The 19,989-nt window shown below is 69.9% G+C and carries 23 protein-coding genes; 14 read left to right on the top strand and 9 right to left on the bottom strand.

Annotated elements, in window-relative coordinates; genetic code table 11:
- Nucleotides 1-65: 65 nt before the first annotated feature.
- Both ubiA and SVA_RS00495 read right to left on the bottom strand, forming a co-directional pair.
- Complete coding sequence (gene ubiA / locus SVA_RS00500) at nt 66-923, bottom strand: 4-hydroxybenzoate octaprenyltransferase (protein WP_096457245.1); 858 nt, start codon at nt 921-923, stop codon at nt 66-68.
- The gene (locus SVA_RS00495; RefSeq protein ID WP_096457243.1) at nt 920-1,498 is read right to left on the bottom strand and encodes a chorismate--pyruvate lyase family protein; all 579 of its coding nucleotides are present in this window, start codon (nt 1,496-1,498) and stop codon (nt 920-922) included. The genes ubiA and SVA_RS00495 overlap by 4 nt, the downstream gene beginning before the upstream one ends.
- Here SVA_RS00495 and SVA_RS00490 point away from each other — a divergent pair.
- Nucleotides 1,497-2,081: an acyloxyacyl hydrolase gene (locus SVA_RS00490; RefSeq protein WP_096457241.1), complete on the top strand. Its 585-nt coding sequence runs from the start codon at nt 1,497-1,499 to the stop codon at nt 2,079-2,081. The two genes, SVA_RS00495 and SVA_RS00490, sit on opposite strands and share 2 nt — an antisense overlap.
- Before the next feature lie 329 nt (nt 2,082-2,410).
- On the opposite strand, the gene recG is transcribed toward SVA_RS00490, so the two are convergent.
- The 6 genes from recG to SVA_RS00460 all read right to left on the bottom strand — a co-directional run bounded on the left by recG (nt 2,411) and on the right by SVA_RS00460 (nt 9,276).
- Nucleotides 2,411-4,483: an ATP-dependent DNA helicase RecG gene (gene recG, locus SVA_RS00485; RefSeq protein ID WP_096457238.1), complete on the bottom strand. Its 2,073-nt coding sequence runs from the start codon at nt 4,481-4,483 to the stop codon at nt 2,411-2,413.
- 105 nt (nt 4,484-4,588) lie between these two features.
- Nucleotides 4,589-4,972 carry a RidA family protein gene (locus tag SVA_RS00480; protein ID WP_096457235.1) on the bottom strand — a complete coding sequence of 128 codons (384 nt, stop codon included), beginning with the start codon at nt 4,970-4,972 and terminating at the stop codon, nt 4,589-4,591.
- Between the two features lie 111 nt (nt 4,973-5,083).
- On the bottom strand, nt 5,084-7,378 hold the full coding sequence (locus SVA_RS00475) for a RelA/SpoT family protein (RefSeq protein ID WP_096457232.1): 2,295 nt from the start codon (nt 7,376-7,378) through the stop codon (nt 5,084-5,086).
- Entirely contained in the window at nt 7,308-7,601 is a 294-nt protein-coding gene (gene rpoZ / locus SVA_RS00470; RefSeq protein ID WP_096457230.1) for a DNA-directed RNA polymerase subunit omega, read from the bottom strand. The genes SVA_RS00475 and rpoZ overlap by 71 nt, the downstream gene beginning before the upstream one ends.
- 114 nt (nt 7,602-7,715) lie before the next feature.
- Nucleotides 7,716-8,315, bottom strand: a complete 600-nt coding sequence (gene gmk, locus SVA_RS00465) for a guanylate kinase (RefSeq protein WP_096457227.1) — start codon at nt 8,313-8,315, stop codon at nt 7,716-7,718.
- 97 nt (nt 8,316-8,412) lie between these two features.
- Nucleotides 8,413-9,276, bottom strand: coding sequence for a YicC/YloC family endoribonuclease (locus SVA_RS00460; protein ID WP_096457224.1), 864 nt, complete (start codon nt 9,274-9,276; stop codon nt 8,413-8,415).
- Nucleotides 9,277-9,383: 107 nt separating this feature from the next.
- Here SVA_RS00460 and SVA_RS00455 point away from each other — a divergent pair, with 107 nt between their 5' ends.
- From SVA_RS00455 to SVA_RS00435, 5 genes are all read left to right on the top strand, one after another.
- Nucleotides 9,384-10,328: a serine/threonine-protein kinase gene (locus SVA_RS00455; protein ID WP_096457221.1), complete on the top strand. Its 945-nt coding sequence runs from the start codon at nt 9,384-9,386 to the stop codon at nt 10,326-10,328.
- Complete coding sequence (locus SVA_RS00450) at nt 10,325-11,263, top strand: PP2C family protein-serine/threonine phosphatase (RefSeq protein WP_096457218.1); 939 nt, start codon at nt 10,325-10,327, stop codon at nt 11,261-11,263. Before SVA_RS00455 ends, SVA_RS00450 begins: the two co-directional genes overlap by 4 nt.
- Before the next feature lie 61 nt (nt 11,264-11,324).
- Complete coding sequence (gene rph, locus SVA_RS00445; protein WP_096457215.1) at nt 11,325-12,044, top strand: ribonuclease PH; 720 nt, start codon at nt 11,325-11,327, stop codon at nt 12,042-12,044.
- A gap of 58 nt (nt 12,045-12,102) precedes the next feature.
- Entirely contained in the window at nt 12,103-12,705 is a 603-nt protein-coding gene (locus SVA_RS00440) for an XTP/dITP diphosphatase (protein WP_231971820.1), read from the top strand.
- Entirely contained in the window at nt 12,702-13,619 is a 918-nt protein-coding gene (locus tag SVA_RS00435) for an EamA family transporter (RefSeq protein WP_096457209.1), read from the top strand. Before SVA_RS00440 ends, SVA_RS00435 begins: the two co-directional genes overlap by 4 nt.
- A gap of 86 nt (nt 13,620-13,705) precedes the next feature.
- Here SVA_RS00435 and SVA_RS00430 read toward each other — a convergent pair whose 3' ends face one another.
- The gene (locus tag SVA_RS00430; RefSeq protein ID WP_096457205.1) at nt 13,706-14,533 is read right to left on the bottom strand and encodes a methylated-DNA--[protein]-cysteine S-methyltransferase; all 828 of its coding nucleotides are present in this window, start codon (nt 14,531-14,533) and stop codon (nt 13,706-13,708) included.
- A 144-nt stretch (nt 14,534-14,677) separates the two neighbouring features.
- On the opposite strand from SVA_RS00430, the gene hemW reads away from it, so the two are divergent.
- From hemW to SVA_RS00390, 8 genes are all read left to right on the top strand, one after another.
- Nucleotides 14,678-15,856: a radical SAM family heme chaperone HemW gene (gene hemW / locus SVA_RS00425; RefSeq protein ID WP_096457202.1), complete on the top strand. Its 1,179-nt coding sequence runs from the start codon at nt 14,678-14,680 to the stop codon at nt 15,854-15,856.
- 91 nt (nt 15,857-15,947) lie between these two features.
- On the top strand, nt 15,948-16,457 hold the full coding sequence (locus SVA_RS00420; protein ID WP_096457200.1) for a porin family protein: 510 nt from the start codon (nt 15,948-15,950) through the stop codon (nt 16,455-16,457).
- Nucleotides 16,399-17,010, top strand: a complete 612-nt coding sequence (locus tag SVA_RS00415; RefSeq protein WP_096457197.1) for a TlpA disulfide reductase family protein — start codon at nt 16,399-16,401, stop codon at nt 17,008-17,010. Before SVA_RS00420 ends, SVA_RS00415 begins: the two co-directional genes overlap by 59 nt.
- Complete coding sequence (locus tag SVA_RS00410) at nt 17,007-17,504, top strand: DinB family protein (protein ID WP_096457194.1); 498 nt, start codon at nt 17,007-17,009, stop codon at nt 17,502-17,504. The genes SVA_RS00415 and SVA_RS00410 overlap by 4 nt, the downstream gene beginning before the upstream one ends.
- Nucleotides 17,504-17,917 (top strand): protoporphyrinogen oxidase HemJ, encoded by a 414-nt coding sequence (gene hemJ, locus SVA_RS00405; RefSeq protein WP_096457191.1) that lies wholly within the window; start codon nt 17,504-17,506, stop codon nt 17,915-17,917. The genes SVA_RS00410 and hemJ overlap by 1 nt, the downstream gene beginning before the upstream one ends.
- A gap of 113 nt (nt 17,918-18,030) precedes the next feature.
- A complete protein-coding gene (locus tag SVA_RS00400) occupies nt 18,031-18,234 on the top strand; it encodes a YgaP family membrane protein (protein WP_096457188.1) in 204 nt (67 codons plus the stop codon).
- 55 nt (nt 18,235-18,289) lie between these two features.
- Nucleotides 18,290-19,615, top strand: coding sequence for a TolC family protein (locus SVA_RS00395; protein ID WP_096457185.1), 1,326 nt, complete (start codon nt 18,290-18,292; stop codon nt 19,613-19,615).
- Nucleotides 19,612-19,965: an efflux RND transporter periplasmic adaptor subunit gene (locus tag SVA_RS00390; protein ID WP_096457182.1), complete on the top strand. Its 354-nt coding sequence runs from the start codon at nt 19,612-19,614 to the stop codon at nt 19,963-19,965. The genes SVA_RS00395 and SVA_RS00390 overlap by 4 nt, the downstream gene beginning before the upstream one ends.
- Nucleotides 19,966-19,989: the final 24 nt, after the last annotated feature.

Raw genomic sequence — 19,989 nt, 5'->3', positions numbered from 1 at the left:
ATGTTGAATTGATGAAGCGCGCGCAGCGCGCATGGCAATTCAAAATTCAGCATTCGACATTTCTTTCACAGGTAGTCCACGAACAGCCCGGCGAACACCGCGGCGCCGAGCCAGTTGTTGTTGAGGAAGGCGCGAAAGCAACCGGCCCGCTCGCGCCCCGCGATCAGCCGCTGCTGGTAGAGCGCCGTCCCGGCCGCACCCGCGAGGCCGACATAATAAGGTATGCCCAGGTCCCCGAGGACGCCGACGAGGGCGAGCAGGCCGAGGGTCCCGGCATGGGCAACGCCGACCATCAGGCGGTCGAGGCTCCCGAACAGGATCGCGGTCGACTTCACGCCGATCCGCAGGTCGTCGTCGCGGTCGACCATGGCGTACTCGGTGTCGTAGGCGACGGACCAGAAGATGTTGGCGGCGAACAGGAGCCAGCCGAGCGGCGGCACGGTGCCGGTCTGCGCGGCGAAGGCCATCGGGACGCCCCAGCCGAACGCCGCCCCGAGGTAGAACTGCGGCAGATGGGTATAGCGCTTGAGAAACGGATACGTGATCGCGAGAAACGCGCCGACGAAGGCGAGCGCGATCGTGAGCGCGTTGAGCAGCAGCACCAGGCCGAAGGCGACGAGCGCGAGCACCGCGAAGAGCGCGAGCGCCTCGTTGGGGCTGACGCGCCCGGCGGCGATCGGCCGGTCGCGCGTGCGCTCGACGTGGGGATCGAAGTCGCGGTCCGCGTAGTCGTTGATCACGCAGCCGGCCGAGCGCATGAGCGCGATGCCGGCGAGAAACACCGCGAGCACCTTCGCGTCGGGACGGCCTTCGCCGGCTATCCACAGCGCCCACAGCGTCGGCCACGCGAGCAGCAGTATCCCGATGGGGCGGTGCAGCCGCATGAGGAGCGCGTACTCGCGCAGGCGGTGCACGAGGCTCACGCGCGGTACTCCCCGATCGGCGGCAGGAAGACCTCGCTCACGAGCAGCGGCTTCCCGCTCAGCGCAAAGCGCGTGCGCCGGCCCCAGAGCTCCGCCGGCGGCCGATCGAGCGCCGCGGCGATATCGGCGTAAAGGATGTCGCCCGGGACAAGCCGCGCGAGCTCGGTCTCGGCGCGTTCCAGGGTCGGATCGGCGAAAAGGACCGCGCCGAGCGACCGGCTGCCCAGGTGCGCGAGCCGGCGCTCGCGCCCGCTCAGCGTCGCGCGCGGGATCACCGTGCGCGCGTGGACCCAGGCAACCTCCTGGCAGAGCAGCTGGACCTCGCGCACGAGCGCGCGCCCTTGCGGCCGCAATCCGAGCGCCAGGGCCTCGTTGCGCATCGGCCGGCGCCAGCGCTGGCTCACGACGCGCACGCGAAACGGTCCGGGGCAGGCGTCGACGACCCGCCGGGTGAGCGAGCCTTCGTCGAGCAACCAGGGGAGCAACGACGCGGGAATACGGGCGAGCGGGACGCGGCGCCGGGGTTGCCAGAGCGGCTCGCGCCCCGGGGCGGCGTTCTCACCATGCGGAACCATGCCCAACCAGCTCGAATCCAATCGGAGCGAGCGCACTCGCGCAGCCTCAGGAAGGGGGTGGATCGTAGCAGAATCACCGCGAAGGGTCAGCGCGCGCCGGCGCGCCCCGCGCGCTGCCGCCGCCGCTGCCGGACTGTGCGCGAACGTTCTGGCGATCCCGCCGGCGGACGCCGACGCGCTTTCGCTGGAGCTCGGCGGGGGCAATCTCCGATCCCACGGCGACGCGCTCTTTCTCTCGTGGCGCCGGCCGGCGCCCGTGCTCTTCGGGCGAGCGAGCCACTACGAGCTCGCGCTCGCCGCGTGGTCGGGCCCCGACGCGAACGAGGCGTTCACCCTTTCGCGCGGCATGCGCTTTTGCCCCGGAGGCTACGCGCTCGCGGCGAGCGCCGGGATCGGATACGTGGCGGAACGCACGAGCACGCATCTCCAGTTCGTCGTGCGCCTGGCGCTCGGCCGCGCGTACGGCGATTACGAGCTTGCGTTGGCGCAGCGGCACTACTCGAATGGCCAACTCCTGTTCGGCTGGTCCGGGCCGAACCGGGGCGAGAATTTCCTCGGCATCGAGCTCGCCCGGAGGTTCTGAAACCCCGGTGAAGCACGAAGAGCGCCGCCGGGGCACGAGCTAGGACTTCCTTGATTCTCCCTCTCCCTGTCCCCTTTTTCGCTACGCCTCCTGCTCCGCGGAAAAGCCCAGGGCAACCTTCCCTGGTTGCCCGCTCGCCGGGCAAACGGTCCACCGGACCGTTTGCACTTCTCCGGATCGCCCCGCGAGGGGAGAGGGGGGCCCGGTAGCCGGCCTTCGATCTAACGGGTGGTACAGCGCCTACCCGCAGCCGGTGCCATTCAGTGGGTTGCGCGCTTCGCGCGCTCATTCACTTGTCACTTGTCACTTTGCACTTATCACTGTTTTCCTCACACCGCGCCGTACTCCTCGCGGCCGCCCATCCAGCGGCGGATGACGGCGGCAACGGCGTCGGGATGATCGGCGAGCAGCCGCTCCGCCGCCCGCTGCACGCGCGGAAGGAGCGCGCGGTCGCGCACGATGTCGGCGATGTGGAACGCCGCCTCGCCGGTCTGGCGCGTCCCGAGGAGCTCGCCCGGGCCACGCATCTCGAGGTCGCGGCGCGCGATCTCGAAGCCGTCGCTGGTCTCGCGCAACGCCGCGAGCCGGGCGCGGGCGAGCTCGGAGAGCGGCGGCTGGTAGAGCAGCACGCACGCGCTCTGCGCGCTCCCGCGGCCGACGCGTCCGCGCAGCTGATGGAGCTGCGAGAGGCCGAGACGCTCCGCGTTCTCGATGATCATGAGCGATGCGTTCGGCACGTCGACGCCGACCTCGATCACGGTGGTGGCGACGAGAAGCTGGATCTCGCCGCGCGCGAACGCCGTCATGACGCGCTCCTTCTCACGCGGCTTCACGCGCCCGTGCACGAGCGCGATCGTAATCTCGGACAGCGCTTCCTTCAGCGTCTCGGCGGTGCGCACCGCCGTCTCGAGGTCGAGCGCCTCGCTCTCCTCGATCAGCGGGCACACCCAGTACGCCTGCCTCCCGGCGGCGCAGGCGGCGCGCACGCGCGCCACGACCTCCGCGCGCCGCGTCGCCGGAACCGCGACCGTGTCGACCGGCTGGCGCCCGGGGGGCAGCTCGTCGATCACGGACACGTCGAGGTCGGCGTAGAGGCTCTGCGCGAGCGTGCGCGGGATGGGCGTGGCGCTCATGATGAGCTGGTGCGGGCGCTCGCCGTCGCGCTCGCCCTTGGCCCGCAGCGCGAGGCGCTGGCCGACGCCGAAACGATGCTGCTCGTCCACGACGACGAGGCCGAGATGCCCGAAGCGCACTTCCTCCTGGAAGAGGGCGTGGGTGCCGATGACGACCGCGGCGCGCCCGCTCGCGATGGCGTCGAGCGCGGCGGCCCGCGCGCTGTTCGCGATACGGCCGGAGAGCGCCGCGACGTCGATGCCGAGGGGCGCGAGCCAGCCGGCGAAGTTGCGGCCGTGCTGCTCCGCGAGCAGCTCGGTCGGCGCCATCACCGCGACCTGGAAACCGGCCTCCACGGCGGCGGCGGCCGCGCACGCCGCGACCACGGTCTTGCCGGAACCCACGTCGCCCTGGACCAGCCGCTGCATCGGATGCGGTTCATGGAGGTCGTGCACGATCTCGCCGAGCACGCGCTGCTGCGCCTTGGTCAGCTGAAACGACAACCCCGCGAGCAGCTTCGTCACCAGGCGGGTCGAGGCCGGAATGCGCGGCGCGCGCTCGGCGCGCACCCGTTCGCGCACGCGCTTGAGGCTCAGGTAGTAGGCGAGCAGCTCTTCGAACGCGAGGCGTTGCTGCGCCGGGTGCCGGCCCGTGAGGAGCGCGTCGGTGTCCTCGCCGGGCGGCGGCCGGTGCACGAGCGCGAGCGCGTCCTGAAGCGCCGGGAGCGCGAGCTCCGCGAGCAGGCTCTCGGGCAGCCACTCCTCGACGCGCCGCAGATAATGTTCGAGCGCGTCGTTCACCATGCGCCGCAGCAAGGTCTGTCCGACGCCCGCCGTCGCCGGGTACACCGGCGTCAGGTGCTGCTCCGGCAGCGGCGCTTCGTCCTCGCGCAGCAGGCTGTATTCCGGGTGTGCCATCTCGAGACCGGCCGGGCCGAAGCGGACCTCGCCGTAGCAGCGCAGCCTGCGCCCGCGCACGAGGCCGTCGCGCTGCGCGGCAGTGAAATGAAAGAAGCGCAGGTGCAGGTGGCCGGTGCCGTCGGCGATGCGCACGACGAGCGAGCGGCGGCCGCGGTAGGCGACGTCGGCGAGCTCGATCGTCCCGGCGACCAGCGTCTCCATGCCGGGACGCAGCGCGCCGAGCGGCGTGAGGCGGGTGCGGTCCTGATAGCGCAGCGGCAGGTGGAACAGGACGTCCTGTACGGTCGCGAGCCCGAGCCGCGCGAGCTTCTCCGCGAGCCGCGGGCCGACGCCCTTCAGGCGCGTGACGGGCAGCGAGGCGGGATCCATTCAACTCGATTTTGAAGGCTTGATGTTGAATGCTGAATTAATTGATGACGCGCGCGCAGCGCGCACCTCAATTCAACATTTCGAATTCAACATTCAGCACTCTCGTTATTCGAGCACCATGACCGCATCCATCTCGACGGCGGCGCCCTTGGGCAGGGCGGCGACGCCGATCGCCGCGCGGGCGGGATACGGTTCGGTGAAGTAACGCGCCATGATTTCGTTCACGAGCGGGAAGTGAGTGAGATCGGTCAGGAAGACGTTGAGCTTCACCACGTCCTTCAGGTCGCCGCCCGCGGCGCGCGCGACGGCGCGGAGGTTCTCGAACACGCGCGTGATCTGCGCGCGCATGTCGCCCGATTCGAGCTCCATGGTGGCCGGCACGAGCGGGATCTGACCGGAGAGGTAGACGGTGTTCCCGACCCGGACGGCCTGAGAGTAGGTGCCGATGGCTTTGGGCGCTTCGTTCGTGGTTATCGTTTGGCGCTTCATGTCGATACGGCAATGTTGAATGCTTGATGGTGAATGTTTGATTGATGAGCGCGCGCAGCGCGCACCTCAATTCAACATTAAGCATTCAACATTCAAGATTGGTATTCACGACTAGCCCTTCTTGCGATTGATGCGGACGACCGCCTCGTTCTGGCGGATGCCGCGCATGATGCGGGCGAGGTGGGCGCGGTCCTTCACCTCGACGGTGAACTCCATGCTGGTGTACTGGCCGTCCCGGTCGTCGAACGAGACGGCGTCGATGTTCGCCTCCTGCTCGGCGATGGCGCTCGCGACCTGCGCCAGCACGCCGCGCTGGTTGCGCACTTCCACCCGCATGGCGACCGGGAACACGCCCTCGATCTGCTGCTCCCAGCGCACGTCGATCCACTGCTCGGGGTGCTTGCGGTACTTGGCGACGTTCGGGCAGTCGGTGGTGTGGACCACGATCCCGCGTCCCGCCGAAAGAAAACCGAGGATGGGGTCGCCCGGGATGGGGCGGCAGCAGCGCGCGTACGTGACGACGACGCCCTCGGTGCCGCGGATCGCGAGCGTCGGGCGCTTCTCGCCGGCGCTGCGCCTGCGGCGGAAGAGCTTGAGGAAACCGCCTTCCTCCTCCTCGGTCTTCACCGGGACGAGCTGGCGCGCGACCACGGCCGCAAGCCGGTTCCCCAGGCCGATCTCGCCCAGGAGATCGTTCCAGGTCTTGAGCTTGAGCGTCTTCAGCAGCGCCGTCTTCTGCGCGTCGGTGATCGCCGACAGGCTTCCGCCGAGATCGGAAAGCGCCTTCTCGAGCAACCGGCTGCCGAGGCTCATCGCGCCGCCGACCTGCTGGTTCTTGAGGTAGCTGCGGATGTGCGCCCGGGCCTTGCTCGTGACCACGTAGTCGAGCCAGGACGGATTGGGGTGGCCGACCGCGGAGGTGATGATCTCGACGTGGTCGCCGTTCTTGAGCGTCGTGCGCAGCGGCACGAGCTCGTGGTTCACCTTGGCGCCGACGCAGCGGTTGCCGATGTCGGTGTGCACGTCGTAGGCGAAGTCGATGACGGTCGCGCCGCGCGGCAGCTTCTTGATCTCGCCGTTCGGCGTGAACACGTAGACCTCGTCGGGGAAGAGGTCGATCTTGAGGTGCTCGAGGAACTCGTGCGGGTTGCCGGCCTTCTGCTGGATCTCGAGCAGGTCCTTGAGCCACTGCAGCGCCCGCTCGCGCATGGTGTCGCCGCCGTCGCCCGTCTTGTAGAGCCAGTGCGACGCGACGCCGGCCTCGGCGACCCGGTGCATCTCGCGCGTGCGGATCTGGAGCTCGATCGAGACGCCGAAGGGGCCGAACACCACCGTGTGCAGCGACTGGTAGCCGTTCGCCTTGGGGATCGCGATGTAGTCCTTGAAGCGCCCGGGGATGGGCTTGTAGAGGCTGTGCAGCATGCCGAGCACGCGGTAGCAGGTGTCGGCCTTGTCGACGATCACGCGGAAGCCGTAGATGTCGTAGACCTGCTCGAAGGAGAGCTTCTTCGTCTCCATCTTGCGGTAGATGCTGTAGACATTCTTCTCGCGCCCCGTGACCTCCGCCTGCACGCCCTCCTGCTCGAGCTGCTTCACGATCGCCGTGCGCACCTTCTCGACGATGGCCTTGCGGTTCGCGCGGCGCTTGCGGATGGCCTCCGAGAGGATGCGATAGCGCAGCGGGTAGAGTGTCGCCATCGACAGGTCTTCGAGCTCGGTCGCCCATTGGCGCACGCCCAGGCGGTTCGCGATCGGGGCATAGATGTCGAGGGTCTCGCGCGCGATCGCGCGCTGGCGCGCGCGGCTGAGGTAGCCGATCGTGCGCATGTTGTGCAGCCGGTCGGCGAGCTTGATGAGGATGACGCGGATGTCGCTCGCCATCGCGAGCAGCATCTTGCGGAAGTTCTCCGCCTGCGCCTCCTCCTGCGACTGGAACTCGATCCGGGTGATCTTGGACACGCCGTCCACGAGCTCCGCGACGTCCTTGCCGAAGTCGTCGGCGAGCAGGTCCTTCGCGGTGCGCGTGTCCTCGATCACGTCGTGCAGGATCGCGGCCATGAGGCTGCGGGCGTCCATGTGCATGGACGCCAGGATGTGCGCGACTTCGAGGGGGTGGGAGATGTACGGCTCGCCGCTGCGCCGCTGCTGGCCGTCGTGAACCTCGGCGCTGAAGAGGTAGGCGCGGTAGACCTCGGCGACGTCCTTGGGCTCTAGGTAGCTCTCGAGCAGCGGACAGAGGTCGCTGATGCGAAACCGGACGGGCGGAGTACGGGTCCCCCCCGACCGCTCGCGCCGGCCGGTGTCGGCCGTCGCGGCGTCCGCGGGGACCGCCGACTCACGCCTGGGGGAGCTCTCCCGTCCCGCCGGCGGCGTCGGCGGCGGGGTTTTGCTCGGCTGTATCGTCATCGGCCTCGAGTCCGGCTTGCACCTGCTCCTCGTCCAGAATGGCGCTCGTCACGAAACCGTCCGCGATCTCGCGCAGGGCGAGCACGGTCGGCTTGTCGTTTTCGCGCGCGACGCACGCCTCGGCCCCCGAAGAGAGCTGGCGGGCGCGCTTGGCCGCGACCAGCACCAGCTGGAAGCGGTTCTCCACGTTTTCGAGGCAATCTTCGACGGTGATGCGGGCCATTACGTAATAACCTCAGGTAATTAGTTCAAGTATCGACGAAAACCGGCGCGGGACAAGCGCCGGCCGGCTGCGCGGGAAGCGGTTATCTTACTGACCGGACGGGATTAGTGCCAGCTACGGCGCGAGGAGCCGGTCGATGTCGACCCACACCGGCCGCGCGTCCTCCGGCCTCCCGCGCAGAATGGCCCTGATGTCGGCGAGGGCGGCCTGGAAGTCGTCGTTCACGACGAGGTGATCGAATTCGCGGCAATGGGCCATTTCGTCCACCGCCACGCTCATGCGCCGGGCGATGACCTCAGGGTCGTCCTGGCCCCGCCGGGTGAGCCGCTCGAGCAGCGCCTCGCGCGACGGGGGGAGGATGAAGACCGAAACGGCCTCGGGCAGCTGGCGCTTTACCGCCCGCGCCCCCTGCCAGTCGATATCGAGGATCACGCTCTTCCCCTGCGCCAGCCGCTGTTCGATCTCCTGGCGCGAGGTCCCGTAGCGATTTCCGAAGACCTGCGCGTGCTCGAGGAAGTCGCCCCGGGCCACCATCGCCTCGAACTCCTCGGGGCTCACGAAGTAGTAGTGCCGCCCGTGCACCTCGCCGGGTCGCGGTGCGCGCGTCGTATGCGAGACCGAGAACACGACGTCGGGCTCGCTCTCGATAAGCGCGTGCGCGAGGCTGGTCTTGCCGGTCCCGGAGGCGGCGGAGAGGATGAGGAGATTACCCATGGGACGGCAATTTTGAATGTTTGATGTTGAATTTTGAATTGAGGTGCGCACTGCGCGCGCTCATTAATTCAACATTCAACATTAAGCATTCAACATTTCATTCTATGTTCTGCACCTGCTCGCGCATCTGCTCGATCAGGACCTTGAGCTCGACCGCGGCGTTGGTCAGGCGGATGTCGACCGATTTCGACGCGAGCGTGTTGGTCTCGCGGTTCAGCTCCTGCATCAGGAAGTCGAGGCGCCTGCCGATCTGACCGCCGCCGGCGAGCACGCGCTCGACCTCGCCGATGTGCGTCTGCAGGCGGTCCATCTCCTCGGTCACGTCCGCGCGGTTCGTGTAGAGCACCATCTCCTGTTCGAGGCGGGCGGGATCGAGCTGCGCGCGGACCTCGCCGAGGCGGGCTTCGACGCGGGCGCGGTAGTCGCGCATGACCTCGGGGAGGATGGCGGCGAGGTTCGCGACGATCGCGCGCATGGCCGCGAGCCGCTCTTCGAGCAGCTGCTGGAGGCGCCCGCCCTCGCGCTCGCGGGTGGCGACCAGCTCGTCGAGAGCGGCGTTCAGGGCGGCGAGCGCCGCCCGGGCCACCGACTCCGGATCCGGCGCGGGCGCGCGCAGCACGCCCGGCCAGCGGAGCACGTCCGCGACCGAGAGGGGCGCGAGGCCGCTCGCCAGGGCCGTCGCCTCGCCGGCCGCGGCGAGCACGGCGCGGGCGGCGGCGGCGTCGAAGTGGAGCGTCGGGCCCTGCTCGGCGGCCTGCAGCTTGAGGTTCGCCTCGACCTTTCCCCGTTCGAGGCGGCTCGCGATTCTCTCCCGGACGGGGTTCTCGATCGCGCGCAGCTCTTCGGGCAGCCGCAGGCTCATGTCGAGGTAGCGGTGGTTCACCGACCGCAGCTCCCAGACGAGGGCGCCGGCGGGCGTTTCCACGCCCTGCCGGGCGAAGGCGGTCATGCTGCGGGTCATGGGGCGATGGTAAACGGATTTCCGGAGCGACAAAACCGACCACCGGCGCACCCGTGCGGGCTTCCTATACTTAGGGTAGCGCCACGGACGTCCGGCGCGGATCACCCATGGAAATCGACATCACAAACGCACTTCCGGCGGGGCACGAGCTTCGCCAGTACCGCATCGTCCGCCCGCTCGGCGGCGGCGGTTTCAGCATCGTCTATCTCGCCCACGACACGGCGCAGAACCGCCCCGTCGTGATCAAGGAGTACCTGCCCGGCAACCAGGCCAAGCGCGCGGAGGACGTCAGCGTGCAGAGCCTGTCGGCGGAGACCAACGCGACGTTCAGGCAGGGCATCAAGCGCTTCTTCGAGGAGGCCGCGGTGCTCGCCAAGATCCGGCACGAGAGCATCGTGCAGGTGATCGATTTCTTCCGCGACAACAACACGGTCTACATCGTGATGCAGCACGAGGAGGGCAAGGACCTGCGCTGGTACGTCAAGCGCTACGGCCGGCTGCCCGAAAAATTCATCCGCTCGGTGTTCACGGGGGTGCTGCTCGGGCTGCGCGAGCTGCACGCGCACCACCTGCTGCACCTCGACATTAAACCGGCGAACATCTTTCTGCGTCCCGGCGGCAAGCCGCTGCTGCTCGACTTCGGCGCGGCGCAGCCGGCGTACCGCGAGAACCGCGTGCAGGCGCCGCACACCCTCACCCTCGGCTACGCGCCGATCGAGCAGCATCGGCGCGGGCACCTGGGACCCTGGACCGACCTCTACGCCATCGGCGCGTCGATCTGGACCTGCATGAGCGGCAAGGCGCCGCTGCCGGCGACCAGGCGCGCCGAGCGCGACGCGCTCAAGCCCGCCGCGAAGAAGTTCGCGCGCCACTACTCGCGCCCCCTGCTCGAGGCCGTGGACTGGTGCCTGCGCGTCGACCAGCTCGAGCGGCCCCAGAACGTGCAGCAGCTCCTCGATTTCCTGGCCCGGGAACCGGCGCCGGAGACCGAGCCGCCGGCGGGCCTGCTCGGCCGCCTGGGGCTGTCGTGGCTCGCGAAGCGGGCGGGATGAAGTACCAGCTCGCGCAGCTCTCCGTCGGCGGCGGCCGCGCGGCCAACGAGGACCGGGTGGGCACGGCCGAACGCGACAACGCGGTGCTCCTCGTCGTCGCGGACGGACTCGGGGGCCACAGCGGCGGCGAGCTCGCCTCGCAGACGCTGGTCGAGACGGTGCTGCGGGTCTTCCAGGGCGTGAAGCAGCCGCGACTGTCCGATCCCTTCTCCTTCCTCGCGCTCACGATTCTCAAGGCGCACGGCTCGGTGGCCGCGCGCGCGAAGATGCACGTCCCGCCGCTCGAGGCGCGCACCACCTGCGTCGTCTGCCTCGTGCAGGACGGCTACGCCTACTGGGCGCACGTCGGCGACAGCCGCCTGTATCACTTCCGGGACGGCAAGCTGCTCGTGCGGACCGAGGATCACACGACCATCGAGGAGCTGCGGCGCGACGGCGTGATCACGGAAGAGGAGATGGCCAACCATCCGCGCAAGAGCCTGCTGCTGCGCTCGGTCGGCGGGCCGTCGCCGCCGCGCATCAGCCTGGGCGACGAGGTCGCGCTGCACACGGGCGACGTGCTGCTCCTGTGCAGCGACGGGTTGTGGGAGGCGCTGCGCGCCGAGGAGATCGCCGCGGCGCTGCGCCGGCCGCGCGTGGACGAGGCGGTCGAGGAGATGGTGCTCGCCGCGGAGAAGCGCATGGGGGACGCGTGCGACAACGTGAGCGCCGTCTGCCTGCGCTGGGAGGACCGCCTCACGAAAAGCCTGCCGCTCCAGCCGCCGCGGCCCGCGCAGGTCGACGCCGCGCAGCTCTGGCGCGGCGCGGCCGCCAAGGTCGCCGCGCAGCGCTCCCCGCGCCCGGCCGCGCCGGCGGGCGCCAAGCGCCAGGACCGCATCGAAAGCGAGATCCAGGAGCTCGAGGAATACCTGCGACGCCTGGAGTCCAAGGGCTGACCGGGCACGGCCGACGGCCGTGCGCTAGAATCCGCCCCGTCCAACCCAGCAGGTAACCCCCATGCGACCGAGCGGACGCGCGAGCGACGAGCTGCGCCCCATACGCATTACCCGCCGATTCACGCGCCACGCCGAGGGATCGGTGCTGATCGAGTTCGGCGAGACGCGCGTCGTATGCAACGTGAGCGTCGAGGAAAAGGTGCCGCCCTTCCTCAAGGGCAAGGGCCAGGGATGGATCACGGCCGAGTACGGCATGCTCCCGCGCGCCACCAAGGAGCGCACCCAGCGCGAGGCCGCGAAGGGCAAGCAGGGCGGGCGCACCATGGAGATCCAGCGGCTGATCGGCCGGAGCCTGCGCGCCATGGTCGATCTCACGAAGCTCGGCGAGCGCACCTTCACGGTCGACTGCGACGTGATCCAGGCCGACGGCGGCACGCGCACCGCCTCGATCACGGGCGGGTGCGTCGCGCTCGTCGACGCGCTCGACCACCTGCGCGGCGCGAAGGGACTCGCGGCGAACCCGCTGCTGCACCTGGTGGCCTCCGTCTCCGTCGGCATCCGCGAGGGCGCGCCGATCCTCGATCTCGACTACATCGAGGACTCGAGCGCCGACACGGACTCGAACTACGTGATGAGCGAAGGCGGCGGGTTCATCGAGGTCCAGGGCACCGCCGAGCGCGGCACGTTCTCGCGCGCGCAGCTCGAGGCGATGACCGCGCTCGCGGAGAAGGGCATCCGCGAACTGTTCGCGCATCAGCGGCAGGCGCTGGGGCAAAAATGATGTCGAAAAAGGCCGGTCCTCGCGCTGTTTCAGCTCGCACATCCCGGTGCGACGAGCCGTGACCCGCCGGATCGTGCTCGCGAGCAGCAACGCGGGCAAGGTGCGCGAGATCAACCAGATGCTCGCCGGTCACGACCTCGAGGTCGTCCCGCAGTCGCAGTTCGCCGTGACCGACGTCGAGGAGACCGGCCTCACCTTCGTCGAGAACGCGATCCTCAAGGCCCGCCATGCCGCGCGCCACGCGCGGCTGCCGGCCGTCGCCGACGACTCCGGGCTCGAGGTCGATGCGCTCGAGGGCGCCCCGGGCATCTATTCGGCGCGCTACGCCGGACCGGGCGCCGGCGACGCGGCCAACCTGCGCAAGCTGCTCGAGCAGCTCGAACAGGTGCCGGACGCCCGGCGCACCGCGCGCTTCCAGTGCCTGATGGTGTACCTGCGCCACGCCGACGATCCCACTCCGCTCATCGTCCAGGGCACGTGGGAGGGCCGGATCACCCGCGCCCCGCGCGGCGCGAACGGTTTCGGCTACGATCCCGTGTTCTTCGTCCCCACGCACGGGTGCACGGCCGCCGAGCTCGCGCCCGAAGAGAAGAACCGGCTTTCGCACCGCGGCCAGGCGCTGCGCCAGCTCGTCGCTGTCCTGGCGCCGGGACGCGAGTGACCCACGACCGGTCCTGGCGACTCAAGGTCGCCGCCGCCTTTGCGATCGTCTACCTCGTCTGGGGCTCGACCTATCTCGCGATCCGCGTCGGCGTGGCCGAGCTGCCTCCGGCGCTCTTCGCCGGCGCGCGCTTTCTCGCGGCGGGCGCGCTGCTGCTCGCCTATGCGCGCCTGACCGGCCAGGCATGGCCGTCGGGTGCGCGCGAGTGGCGCACGATCGCGATCGTCGCCGTGCTCCTCCTCGTCACCGCCAACGGGCTCGTCGTCTGGGGCGAACAATGGGTGGCCTCGAACCAGGCGGCGCTCATCGTCGCGACCACGGCGCTGTGGATCGCGGCGCTCGGCGCCCTCGGCCCGCGCGGCGAACCGCTCGGGGGTCGCACGATCACGGGCCTCGCCATCGGCCTGCTCGGCGTGGCGGTGCTGCTCGACCCGCCGAGCGAGTTCGGGCGCGGGCTCTTCCTCGGTCAGCTCGCCATCCTCGGCGCATCGGTCGCCTGGGCGAGCGGCTCGATCTATGCGCGCCGCGTGCGCCCGCGCACGGCCCCGCTCATGTCGGCGGCGTGGCAGTCGCTCCTGGCGGGGCTCATCCTGATCGCCCTCGGTCTCGCGCAGGGCGAGGCGGCGCACTGGCGGTGGACGCCGGCGAGCGCCGCTTCGCTCCTCTACCTCATCGTCTTCGGCTCCTGCCTGGCGTACGCGGCCTACGTCTGGCTGCTGCACGAGGTGACGCCGGCCTCGCTCGGCACGTACGCCTACGTCAATCCGGCGGTCGCGGTCGTCCTCGGCTGGTGGCTCCTCGACGAACGCCTCGACGCCCGGCAGCTGCTCGGCATGATCGTCATCCTGGCCGGGGTGGTGCTCGTGTCGACCGCCCGCCCGCGCGCCGTGGTCACGGCCGAGGAGCGCGTCTGAAACAGCAATCTTGAATGCTTAATGTTGAATGTTGAATTGATGAGCGCGCGCGGTGCGCACCGAATCAAGCATTACGCGTTCAACATTCAGAATTGATTCGCGCGTGCCGCCTCCCAGGCGAGCAGCGCCCTCTTGCGGGTGTCGCCCCAGCGGTACTCGCCGAACGCCCCGGTCTTGCGGATGACGCGATGACAGGGAATCAGCACGGCGACGGGGTTCGCGCCCACGGCGGTGCCGACGGCGCGCGCCGCGCCGGGGCGGCCGGCGCGGCGCGCCAGCTCGTCATAGGAGACGAGCCGCCCGGCCGGTACCGTGAGCAGCGCCTCCCATACCTTGATCTGGAAGTTGCTTCCGCCCACGTGCAGCGCGAGCGGCTCCCCGCCGGAGCCGAAGACGCGCCGCGCGATCGCCCGCGCCTCGCCCGGGCGCTCGACAAACCGCGCCCGCGGCCACTGTGCGCGCAGCCCGTCGAGAGAGGCCTGGCTCGGGTCGGGGGCGAAATGCAGCGCGCAGATGCCGCGGTCAGTCGCGGCGACCAGGCATTCGCCGAAGCGCGTGGGCGCGTACCCGTAGCGGATGACGAGACCCTCACCTTCCGACTTCCACTCGCCGGGCGTGACGGCGTGGAGCGTGACGAGGAGCTCGTGCACCCGGCCGCCGCTCGAGAGACCGGCGCCGTCGGCGGCCTCCAGCACGGTCGCCGCGTCGCGCAGGCGCGCCTTCACGTAGTCGGCGGTGAGGTACTGCAGGAACCGCTTCGGGCTGACGCCCGCCCAGCGCCGGAACAGGCGCTGAAAGTGGTACTCGCTCAGGTGGACCTGGGCCGCGAGCTCGGCGAGGCCCGGCTGCCGGTGGAAGTGGCGGTCGAGGTAGCGGATGGTCTGTTCGACGCGCGCGTAATCGGTCGGATTCATGGCGGCATCTTAGAAAGGCGCACGGGCGCGTCTCAACCCGGTTCTTGCGCAGTTGCGCGCGGTCGCGCACGCAGCGGACCGGTGGTGCCGGCGACGGCGCGTCCCGCCGCCGCGATATAATCGCTTTTTCCCGGTCCCGGTCCCATGCCCGCGCCCCTTCCGCCGCTCTCGCTGTACGTGCACCTGCCCTGGTGCGTGCGCAAGTGTCCGTACTGCGACTTCAACTCGCACGCGCTGCGCGGCGAGCTCGAGGAGGACGCTTACGTCGACGCGCTGCTGCGCGACCTCGCGCACGCGGCGACGCTCGCCGGCGGCCGCGAGGTGCGGACGATCTTCATCGGCGGCGGGACGCCGAGCCTGTTCCACCCCTCCTCGATTGCGCGCCTGCTCGCGGGCATCGGGGACCGCGTCCCGCTCGCGGCGGCCGCCGAAATCACGCTCGAGGCGAACCCCGGTACGGTCGAGCTCGATCGCTTCCGCGGATTCCGGGAGGCGGGCGTGAACCGGCTCTCGATCGGCATCCAAAGTTTCGAGGAGGGAAAGCTCCGGGCACTCGGGCGCATTCACGGCCCGGAGGAGGCGCGGCGCGCGGCCGAAGCGGCCGGCGCGGCCGGATTTCGGAACCTCAACCTGGACCTGATGTACGGGCTGCCCGGCCAAACGGCCGGGCAGGCCCTGGCGGACATCGAGATCGCGCTCGCGTACGGACCGGCCCACCTGTCCGCGTACCAGCTCACGCTCGAGCCCCATACGTACTTCCACGCGCACCCGCCTCCGCTTCCGGACGACGAGGCGGTCGCGAGCATGCACCAGGCGATCGAGGAGCGCCTGCGCGACGCCGGCTATCGGCATTACGAGGTGTCGGCGTACGCCCGGCACGGAAGCGAATGCCGGCACAACCTGAACTACTGGGAATTCGGCGACTACCTCGGGATCGGCGCCGGTGCGCACGCCAAGATCACCGGGGCGGGCGGTACGTGGCGCTACGCGAATGCCAGGCACCCGGCGGCGTACATGCGGCACGCCGGCACGGACGCGGCGCGCGCGAGCACCCAACGCCTCGAGGAGCCGGACCTCGTTTTCGAGTTCATGCTCAATGCGCTGCGCCTGCACGCGGGGTTCGCGCCGGCGCTCTTTGAAGAGCGGACCGGCCTGCCGTTCGACCGCCTGGACCGCGGCCTGGAGACGGGGCGGCGACGGGGGCTGATCGAGCCGGGCACCGACCGCGTCGTGCCGAGCGAGCTCGGGCGTCGCTTCCTGAACGACCTGCTGCTGGCCTTCGTCCCGGACCGGTCCTCCCCTGCCGCGACTGCGGTGATTTGACCGCAATGGCGCTCCTCGACCTGCTTTGTTAGCTTAGGACGAAGCAGCCAGTCCCCACGCACGGAAGCCAAATCAGGAAAAGGAGATCGCCATGAAGAGATCAGCGGTAGCACTGCTCCTCGCCCTTTGCGGTTTGACGGCATACGCGCCCGCGCAGGCGCAGCAGCCGGGCAACCCGCTTTATTTCGGCGCGAAGATCGGCCTCATGGATCCCGACCGCGGCGACGAGGCAACGAACCTGGGGGCGCTGGTCGGTTACACCCTGATGGAGGACACGAACGGCTCCCTCGCTGTCGAGGGCGAATACACGCGCACGTTCGATGACGGCGAGATCGGGGGAAACGACTGGGACGTGGAGACGCTTGCCGGGTACCTCGCCTACCGTACCGCCGGCAACGTGTTTCTGAAGGCGAAGGCCGGCTACGGCTGGTGGGACGTCAACGTGGACGGCGCCACCGGATTCGAAGGCGACGACTGGGACTTCACGTTCGGCGCCGGGGTGGGGTTCCGGCTCTCACGCAAGTCCGGGCTCGAGCTCGAGTATGCCGTCGTGCAGGAGGATCTCAATTTCATCAGCCTCGGGTTCTTCACCCACTTCTAAACCGACCCGGAAACCCGGCGGCGCGCGCGCGTTCCTCCGTGAGCGTGCATCGCCGCTGGCCGTCTTCGCCCTCGTCGCGGCGCTCGCGACGCTGATCGCCTGGCTGCTCCCGAGCCACGCCGTCCGCACCGCACCGGAGACACCGCTTCCTCTGCTCGACGGGCGGACGATCAGCCTCGGTGAGCTCCGCGGTCGCCCGCTCGTGATCGCGTTCTGGTCGCCGACGTGCGTGCCGTGCGTGGAGGAGCTGCCCGACCTGGTCCGGCTCTACCGGGAGCTCGGGCCCCGCGGTCTGGAGCTGGTCGCCGTCGCGATGCCCTACGACCCGCCGCTCGCGGTGCAAACCTTCGTGCGCGAACGCGGGGTGCCGTACCCCGTCGCGCTCGACGTCGACGGCCGTGTCGCGGGCGCGTTCGCGGGCATCAAGGTGATCCCGACCACGCTGCTCATCGACCCGGAAGGGCATATCGTCTACCGCGAGACCGGCAAGCTGGACATCGCGCGGGCCCGCCGTATCATGGCGCCGTTTCTCGAGAACGGACCTCCCCGATGAAGGCTTTTTTCGTTGAACAGGCCGACTACCAGCGATGGGCGTCGGCAGAGCTGTTTCGCTCGCTCGATACCCTCACCGAGGAACAGCGCCAGGCGGACCTCGGGCTCTTCTTTCGCAACATCCACCGCACTGTCGATCACATCCTCGTCGTGACGCGCAACTGGCGCGCCCGGCTCGCCGGCGACTCCGGAAAGTCCGTTCCCTACGACGTCGTGCTCTTCGAGGAGTGGGAGGGGCTCAAGCGCGCCACGCTCGAGGAGTTCGCCGGCATCGCGTCGTGGCTCGGCAAACAGCCGCCCGAGTGGTTCGCGGGGCAGGTGGCATACACGGCCACGAACGGCGCGCACCGAAAGGCGGCGGTGGCCGACGGGCTCACGCACATCATGACGCACGCGGTGCACCACCGCGGGCAGGTGAGCGCGATCTGCACGCGCCTGGGGGTCGGCAGCCCCGAGATGGATTTCGTGTTCTACCGGCAGCGCGGCGCGCGCTGATGCTCTGGATCAAGGCGTTCCACGTCGTCTTCATGGTGACGTGGTTCGCCGGCCTGTTCTACCTCCCCAGACTCTTCGTCTACCACGCCATGACCGCCGACGCCGCCGGCGTCGAGCGCTTCAAGCTCATGGAGCGCAAGCTCTACTACGGCATCATGACGCCCGGCGCGGTCGTCACCGTCGCGCTCGGTCTGTGGCTCTGGCTGGGGTACGGCTTCACCGGCGGCTGGCTGCACGCCAAGCTGGCGCTGGTCATCCTGCTGATCGCGTACCACCTCTACTGCGGCCGGCTTCTCAAGGACTTTCGGCACGACCGCAACCGGCGCAGCCACGTGTGGTACCGCTGGTTCAACGAGCTGCCCGTGCTCGTCCTGATCGCCGTCGTTCTTCTGGTCGTCCTCAAGCCCTTCTAGAAACACCGGCCGGGGTCATCGCGTTGAAATGCGCGGCCCGGGAGCGCATTAGCACCCGGAATCCGCGTTGCGGCTCCTGCCGACGCGTTGCCGCCATCCGGGAGGAAAGCGCCATGAGCATCGACCGTGTGGTCCTCGCCTTCGCCGGCGCCATGATCCTGCTGAGTCTCGCGCTCGCGCAGGTGCACAGTCCGTACTGGTTGTGGCTGACCGCGCTCGTCGGCGCCAACCTGCTGCAGTCGGCCTACACGGGCTTTTGCCCCCTGGCCAAGATCCTGAAAGCGGTGGGGACACCGCCGGGCGCCGCGTTCCGGTAGGCGATTTTGATCTGCATCAGGGTTTGGACGCCCCCCTGATCCTATAAGGAAACGCATGGGCCCCCGTTTGCCGCTGCTGCTGATCCTGCTCGCTCCCGCGCTCGCCGGGGCGCAGCCGCTCTCGGTGGAACAGGCCGTGGCCCACGCGCTCGAGCGCAATCCGGAGCTCCGGGCGGTGGCGGCCGGCCGGCGGGCCGCGGCCGCGCAGGCCGCGGCCGCGGAGAGCGGGCGGCAGCCGGAGATCAATCTGCGCTACATGGCGCGGCGCAGCGACAACCCGCTCGACGCCTTCGCCGACAAGCTCAATACGCGCACCGTCACGGCACCCGATTTCGACCCCGCGAGCCTCAACGACCCCGATCCGAGCACGCTGCACGCGACCGAGCTCTCGCTCATGTGGCCGGTCTACACCGGGGGGCGCGTTCAGGCCGGCATCGCCGGAGCGGCGGCCCAGGAGTCGGCGGCCGAGCTCCAGCTCCGCCGGGCCCGCGAGACGGTCGCCACGCAGGCGCGGAACGCCGTTTACGCGGCGCAGGCCGCGGCCGAGGCGGTGCGCATCATGGACGACGCCGTGCGCGCCGCCGAGCGCCACGCGCAGACTACCGCGCGCCTGCTGCGCGAGCGGCGCATCGTGCAGTCCGACAAGCTGAGCGCGGACGTGAACCTCGCGCTGGTTCAGTCGAACCGCGAGCAGGCCGTGGCCCGCGCGCGCAACGCGCTGACGCAGCTTCGCCGCGTCATGGGCCTGCCGCCGGACGAGGCGATCGAGCTCGCGCCCCTCGCGGATGCCGCCGAGATCCGGCCGGGCGATGCGGCCGCGCTCGAGCGGCAGTCGCAGGAGCGGCGCGCGGACGTGCGCGCGGCGGCCGCCGTGCGGGACGCCGCCCGCACGGAGGTCGACTCGGCCCGCGCCGCCTACCGGCCGCAGGTGAGCGTCGGCGCGGCGCAGTCCTGGTACGACGATTCGCCCGCGCTCGCCAACTCCGCGACGAGCGTGATGGGCGTCGTGAGCATGAATCTCTACAACGGGCGCCGCACCGGTCACCAGATATCGGCGGCCGAGGCCGGGCAGGCCGCGGCCGAGGCGCGGCTCGACGCCGTGAAGCAGCAGGCGGCCGCCGAGGTGCGCGCGGCGCTGCACGCGCTCGAGGAGGCGCGCCGGCGCGTCGAGATCTGCGCGGACAACGTGGGCAAGGCGCGGCGCACGGCCGATCTCGTGCGCGGGCGCTACGGCGAGGGCCGCACCATCCTGATCGACCTGCTCCAGGCCGAGCGGGTGCTGGTCGAGGCGCGCATGGAGAAACTCAACGCCTCGGCGGGACTCCTCGCCGCGCAGGCCAATCTCGCCCTCGCGACCGGCGCCGTAGAGCTGCCCGAATGACCGGTTCGCGACTCGCGTTGCTGCTCGCGCTGGCCGGCATCGCCGGCGCCTGCACGCGCGCGCCGGCGCCGACCCCGCCGGTCGAGCGGCCGGCGCTCGAGCGCCCGACCGCAACCGTCGCGAAGCCCGCCCGGGGCAACGCCCAGGTTCCCCGGGGCGCGGTCGTCGAGATCGGCGGCGTCCCCGGCGTATACGTGCTCGAGGGAGGGCATGCGCGTTTCCGGATGGTGCGCGTCGGCACGACGACGCGCGACCGTGCCGAGGTGATCAGCGGCCTCGAAGGCGGAGAGGTGGTCGTCCTCGGCGATCTCGCCGCGTTGCACGACGGCAGCCCGGTTACGAGCAAGTGAAGGAATGTTGAGTGCTGAATTCCG

It is taken from the genome of Sulfurifustis variabilis, assembly GCF_002355415.1.
Classification (GTDB): domain Bacteria; phylum Pseudomonadota; class Gammaproteobacteria; order Acidiferrobacterales; family Sulfurifustaceae; genus Sulfurifustis; species Sulfurifustis variabilis.
The sequence above is the reverse complement of the archived record's forward strand: the minus strand, read 5'-3'. Positions and strand labels throughout refer to the sequence as shown.

What these genes read in the sequence shown, in the direction of transcription:
- SVA_RS00490 (WP_096457241.1), top strand. Translation starts at nt 1,497, where the DNA reads ATGCCCAACCAGCTCGAATCCAATCGGAGCGAGCGCACTCGCGCAGCC.
- SVA_RS00495 (WP_096457243.1), bottom strand. Translation starts at nt 1,498, where the DNA reads ATGGTTCCGCATGGTGAGAACGCCGCCCCGGGGCGCGAGCCGCTCTGG.
- recG (WP_096457238.1), bottom strand. Translation starts at nt 4,483, where the DNA reads ATGGATCCCGCCTCGCTGCCCGTCACGCGCCTGAAGGGCGTCGGCCCG.
- SVA_RS00480 (WP_096457235.1), bottom strand. Translation starts at nt 4,972, where the DNA reads ATGAAGCGCCAAACGATAACCACGAACGAAGCGCCCAAAGCCATCGGC.
- SVA_RS00475 (WP_096457232.1), bottom strand. Translation starts at nt 7,378, where the DNA reads ATGACGATACAGCCGAGCAAAACCCCGCCGCCGACGCCGCCGGCGGGA.
- rpoZ (WP_096457230.1), bottom strand. Translation starts at nt 7,601, where the DNA reads ATGGCCCGCATCACCGTCGAAGATTGCCTCGAAAACGTGGAGAACCGC.
- gmk (WP_096457227.1), bottom strand. Translation starts at nt 8,315, where the DNA reads ATGGGTAATCTCCTCATCCTCTCCGCCGCCTCCGGGACCGGCAAGACC.
- SVA_RS00460 (WP_096457224.1), bottom strand. Translation starts at nt 9,276, where the DNA reads ATGACCCGCAGCATGACCGCCTTCGCCCGGCAGGGCGTGGAAACGCCC.
- SVA_RS00455 (WP_096457221.1), top strand. Translation starts at nt 9,384, where the DNA reads ATGGAAATCGACATCACAAACGCACTTCCGGCGGGGCACGAGCTTCGC.
- SVA_RS00450 (WP_096457218.1), top strand. Translation starts at nt 10,325, where the DNA reads ATGAAGTACCAGCTCGCGCAGCTCTCCGTCGGCGGCGGCCGCGCGGCC.
- rph (WP_096457215.1), top strand. Translation starts at nt 11,325, where the DNA reads ATGCGACCGAGCGGACGCGCGAGCGACGAGCTGCGCCCCATACGCATT.
- SVA_RS00430 (WP_096457205.1), bottom strand. Translation starts at nt 14,533, where the DNA reads ATGAATCCGACCGATTACGCGCGCGTCGAACAGACCATCCGCTACCTC.
- hemW (WP_096457202.1), top strand. Translation starts at nt 14,678, where the DNA reads ATGCCCGCGCCCCTTCCGCCGCTCTCGCTGTACGTGCACCTGCCCTGG.
- SVA_RS00420 (WP_096457200.1), top strand. Translation starts at nt 15,948, where the DNA reads ATGAAGAGATCAGCGGTAGCACTGCTCCTCGCCCTTTGCGGTTTGACG.
- SVA_RS00415 (WP_096457197.1), top strand. Translation starts at nt 16,399, where the DNA reads ATGCCGTCGTGCAGGAGGATCTCAATTTCATCAGCCTCGGGTTCTTCA.
- SVA_RS00410 (WP_096457194.1), top strand. Translation starts at nt 17,007, where the DNA reads ATGAAGGCTTTTTTCGTTGAACAGGCCGACTACCAGCGATGGGCGTCG.
- hemJ (WP_096457191.1), top strand. Translation starts at nt 17,504, where the DNA reads ATGCTCTGGATCAAGGCGTTCCACGTCGTCTTCATGGTGACGTGGTTC.
- SVA_RS00400 (WP_096457188.1), top strand. Translation starts at nt 18,031, where the DNA reads ATGAGCATCGACCGTGTGGTCCTCGCCTTCGCCGGCGCCATGATCCTG.
- SVA_RS00395 (WP_096457185.1), top strand. Translation starts at nt 18,290, where the DNA reads ATGGGCCCCCGTTTGCCGCTGCTGCTGATCCTGCTCGCTCCCGCGCTC.
- SVA_RS00390 (WP_096457182.1), top strand. Translation starts at nt 19,612, where the DNA reads ATGACCGGTTCGCGACTCGCGTTGCTGCTCGCGCTGGCCGGCATCGCC.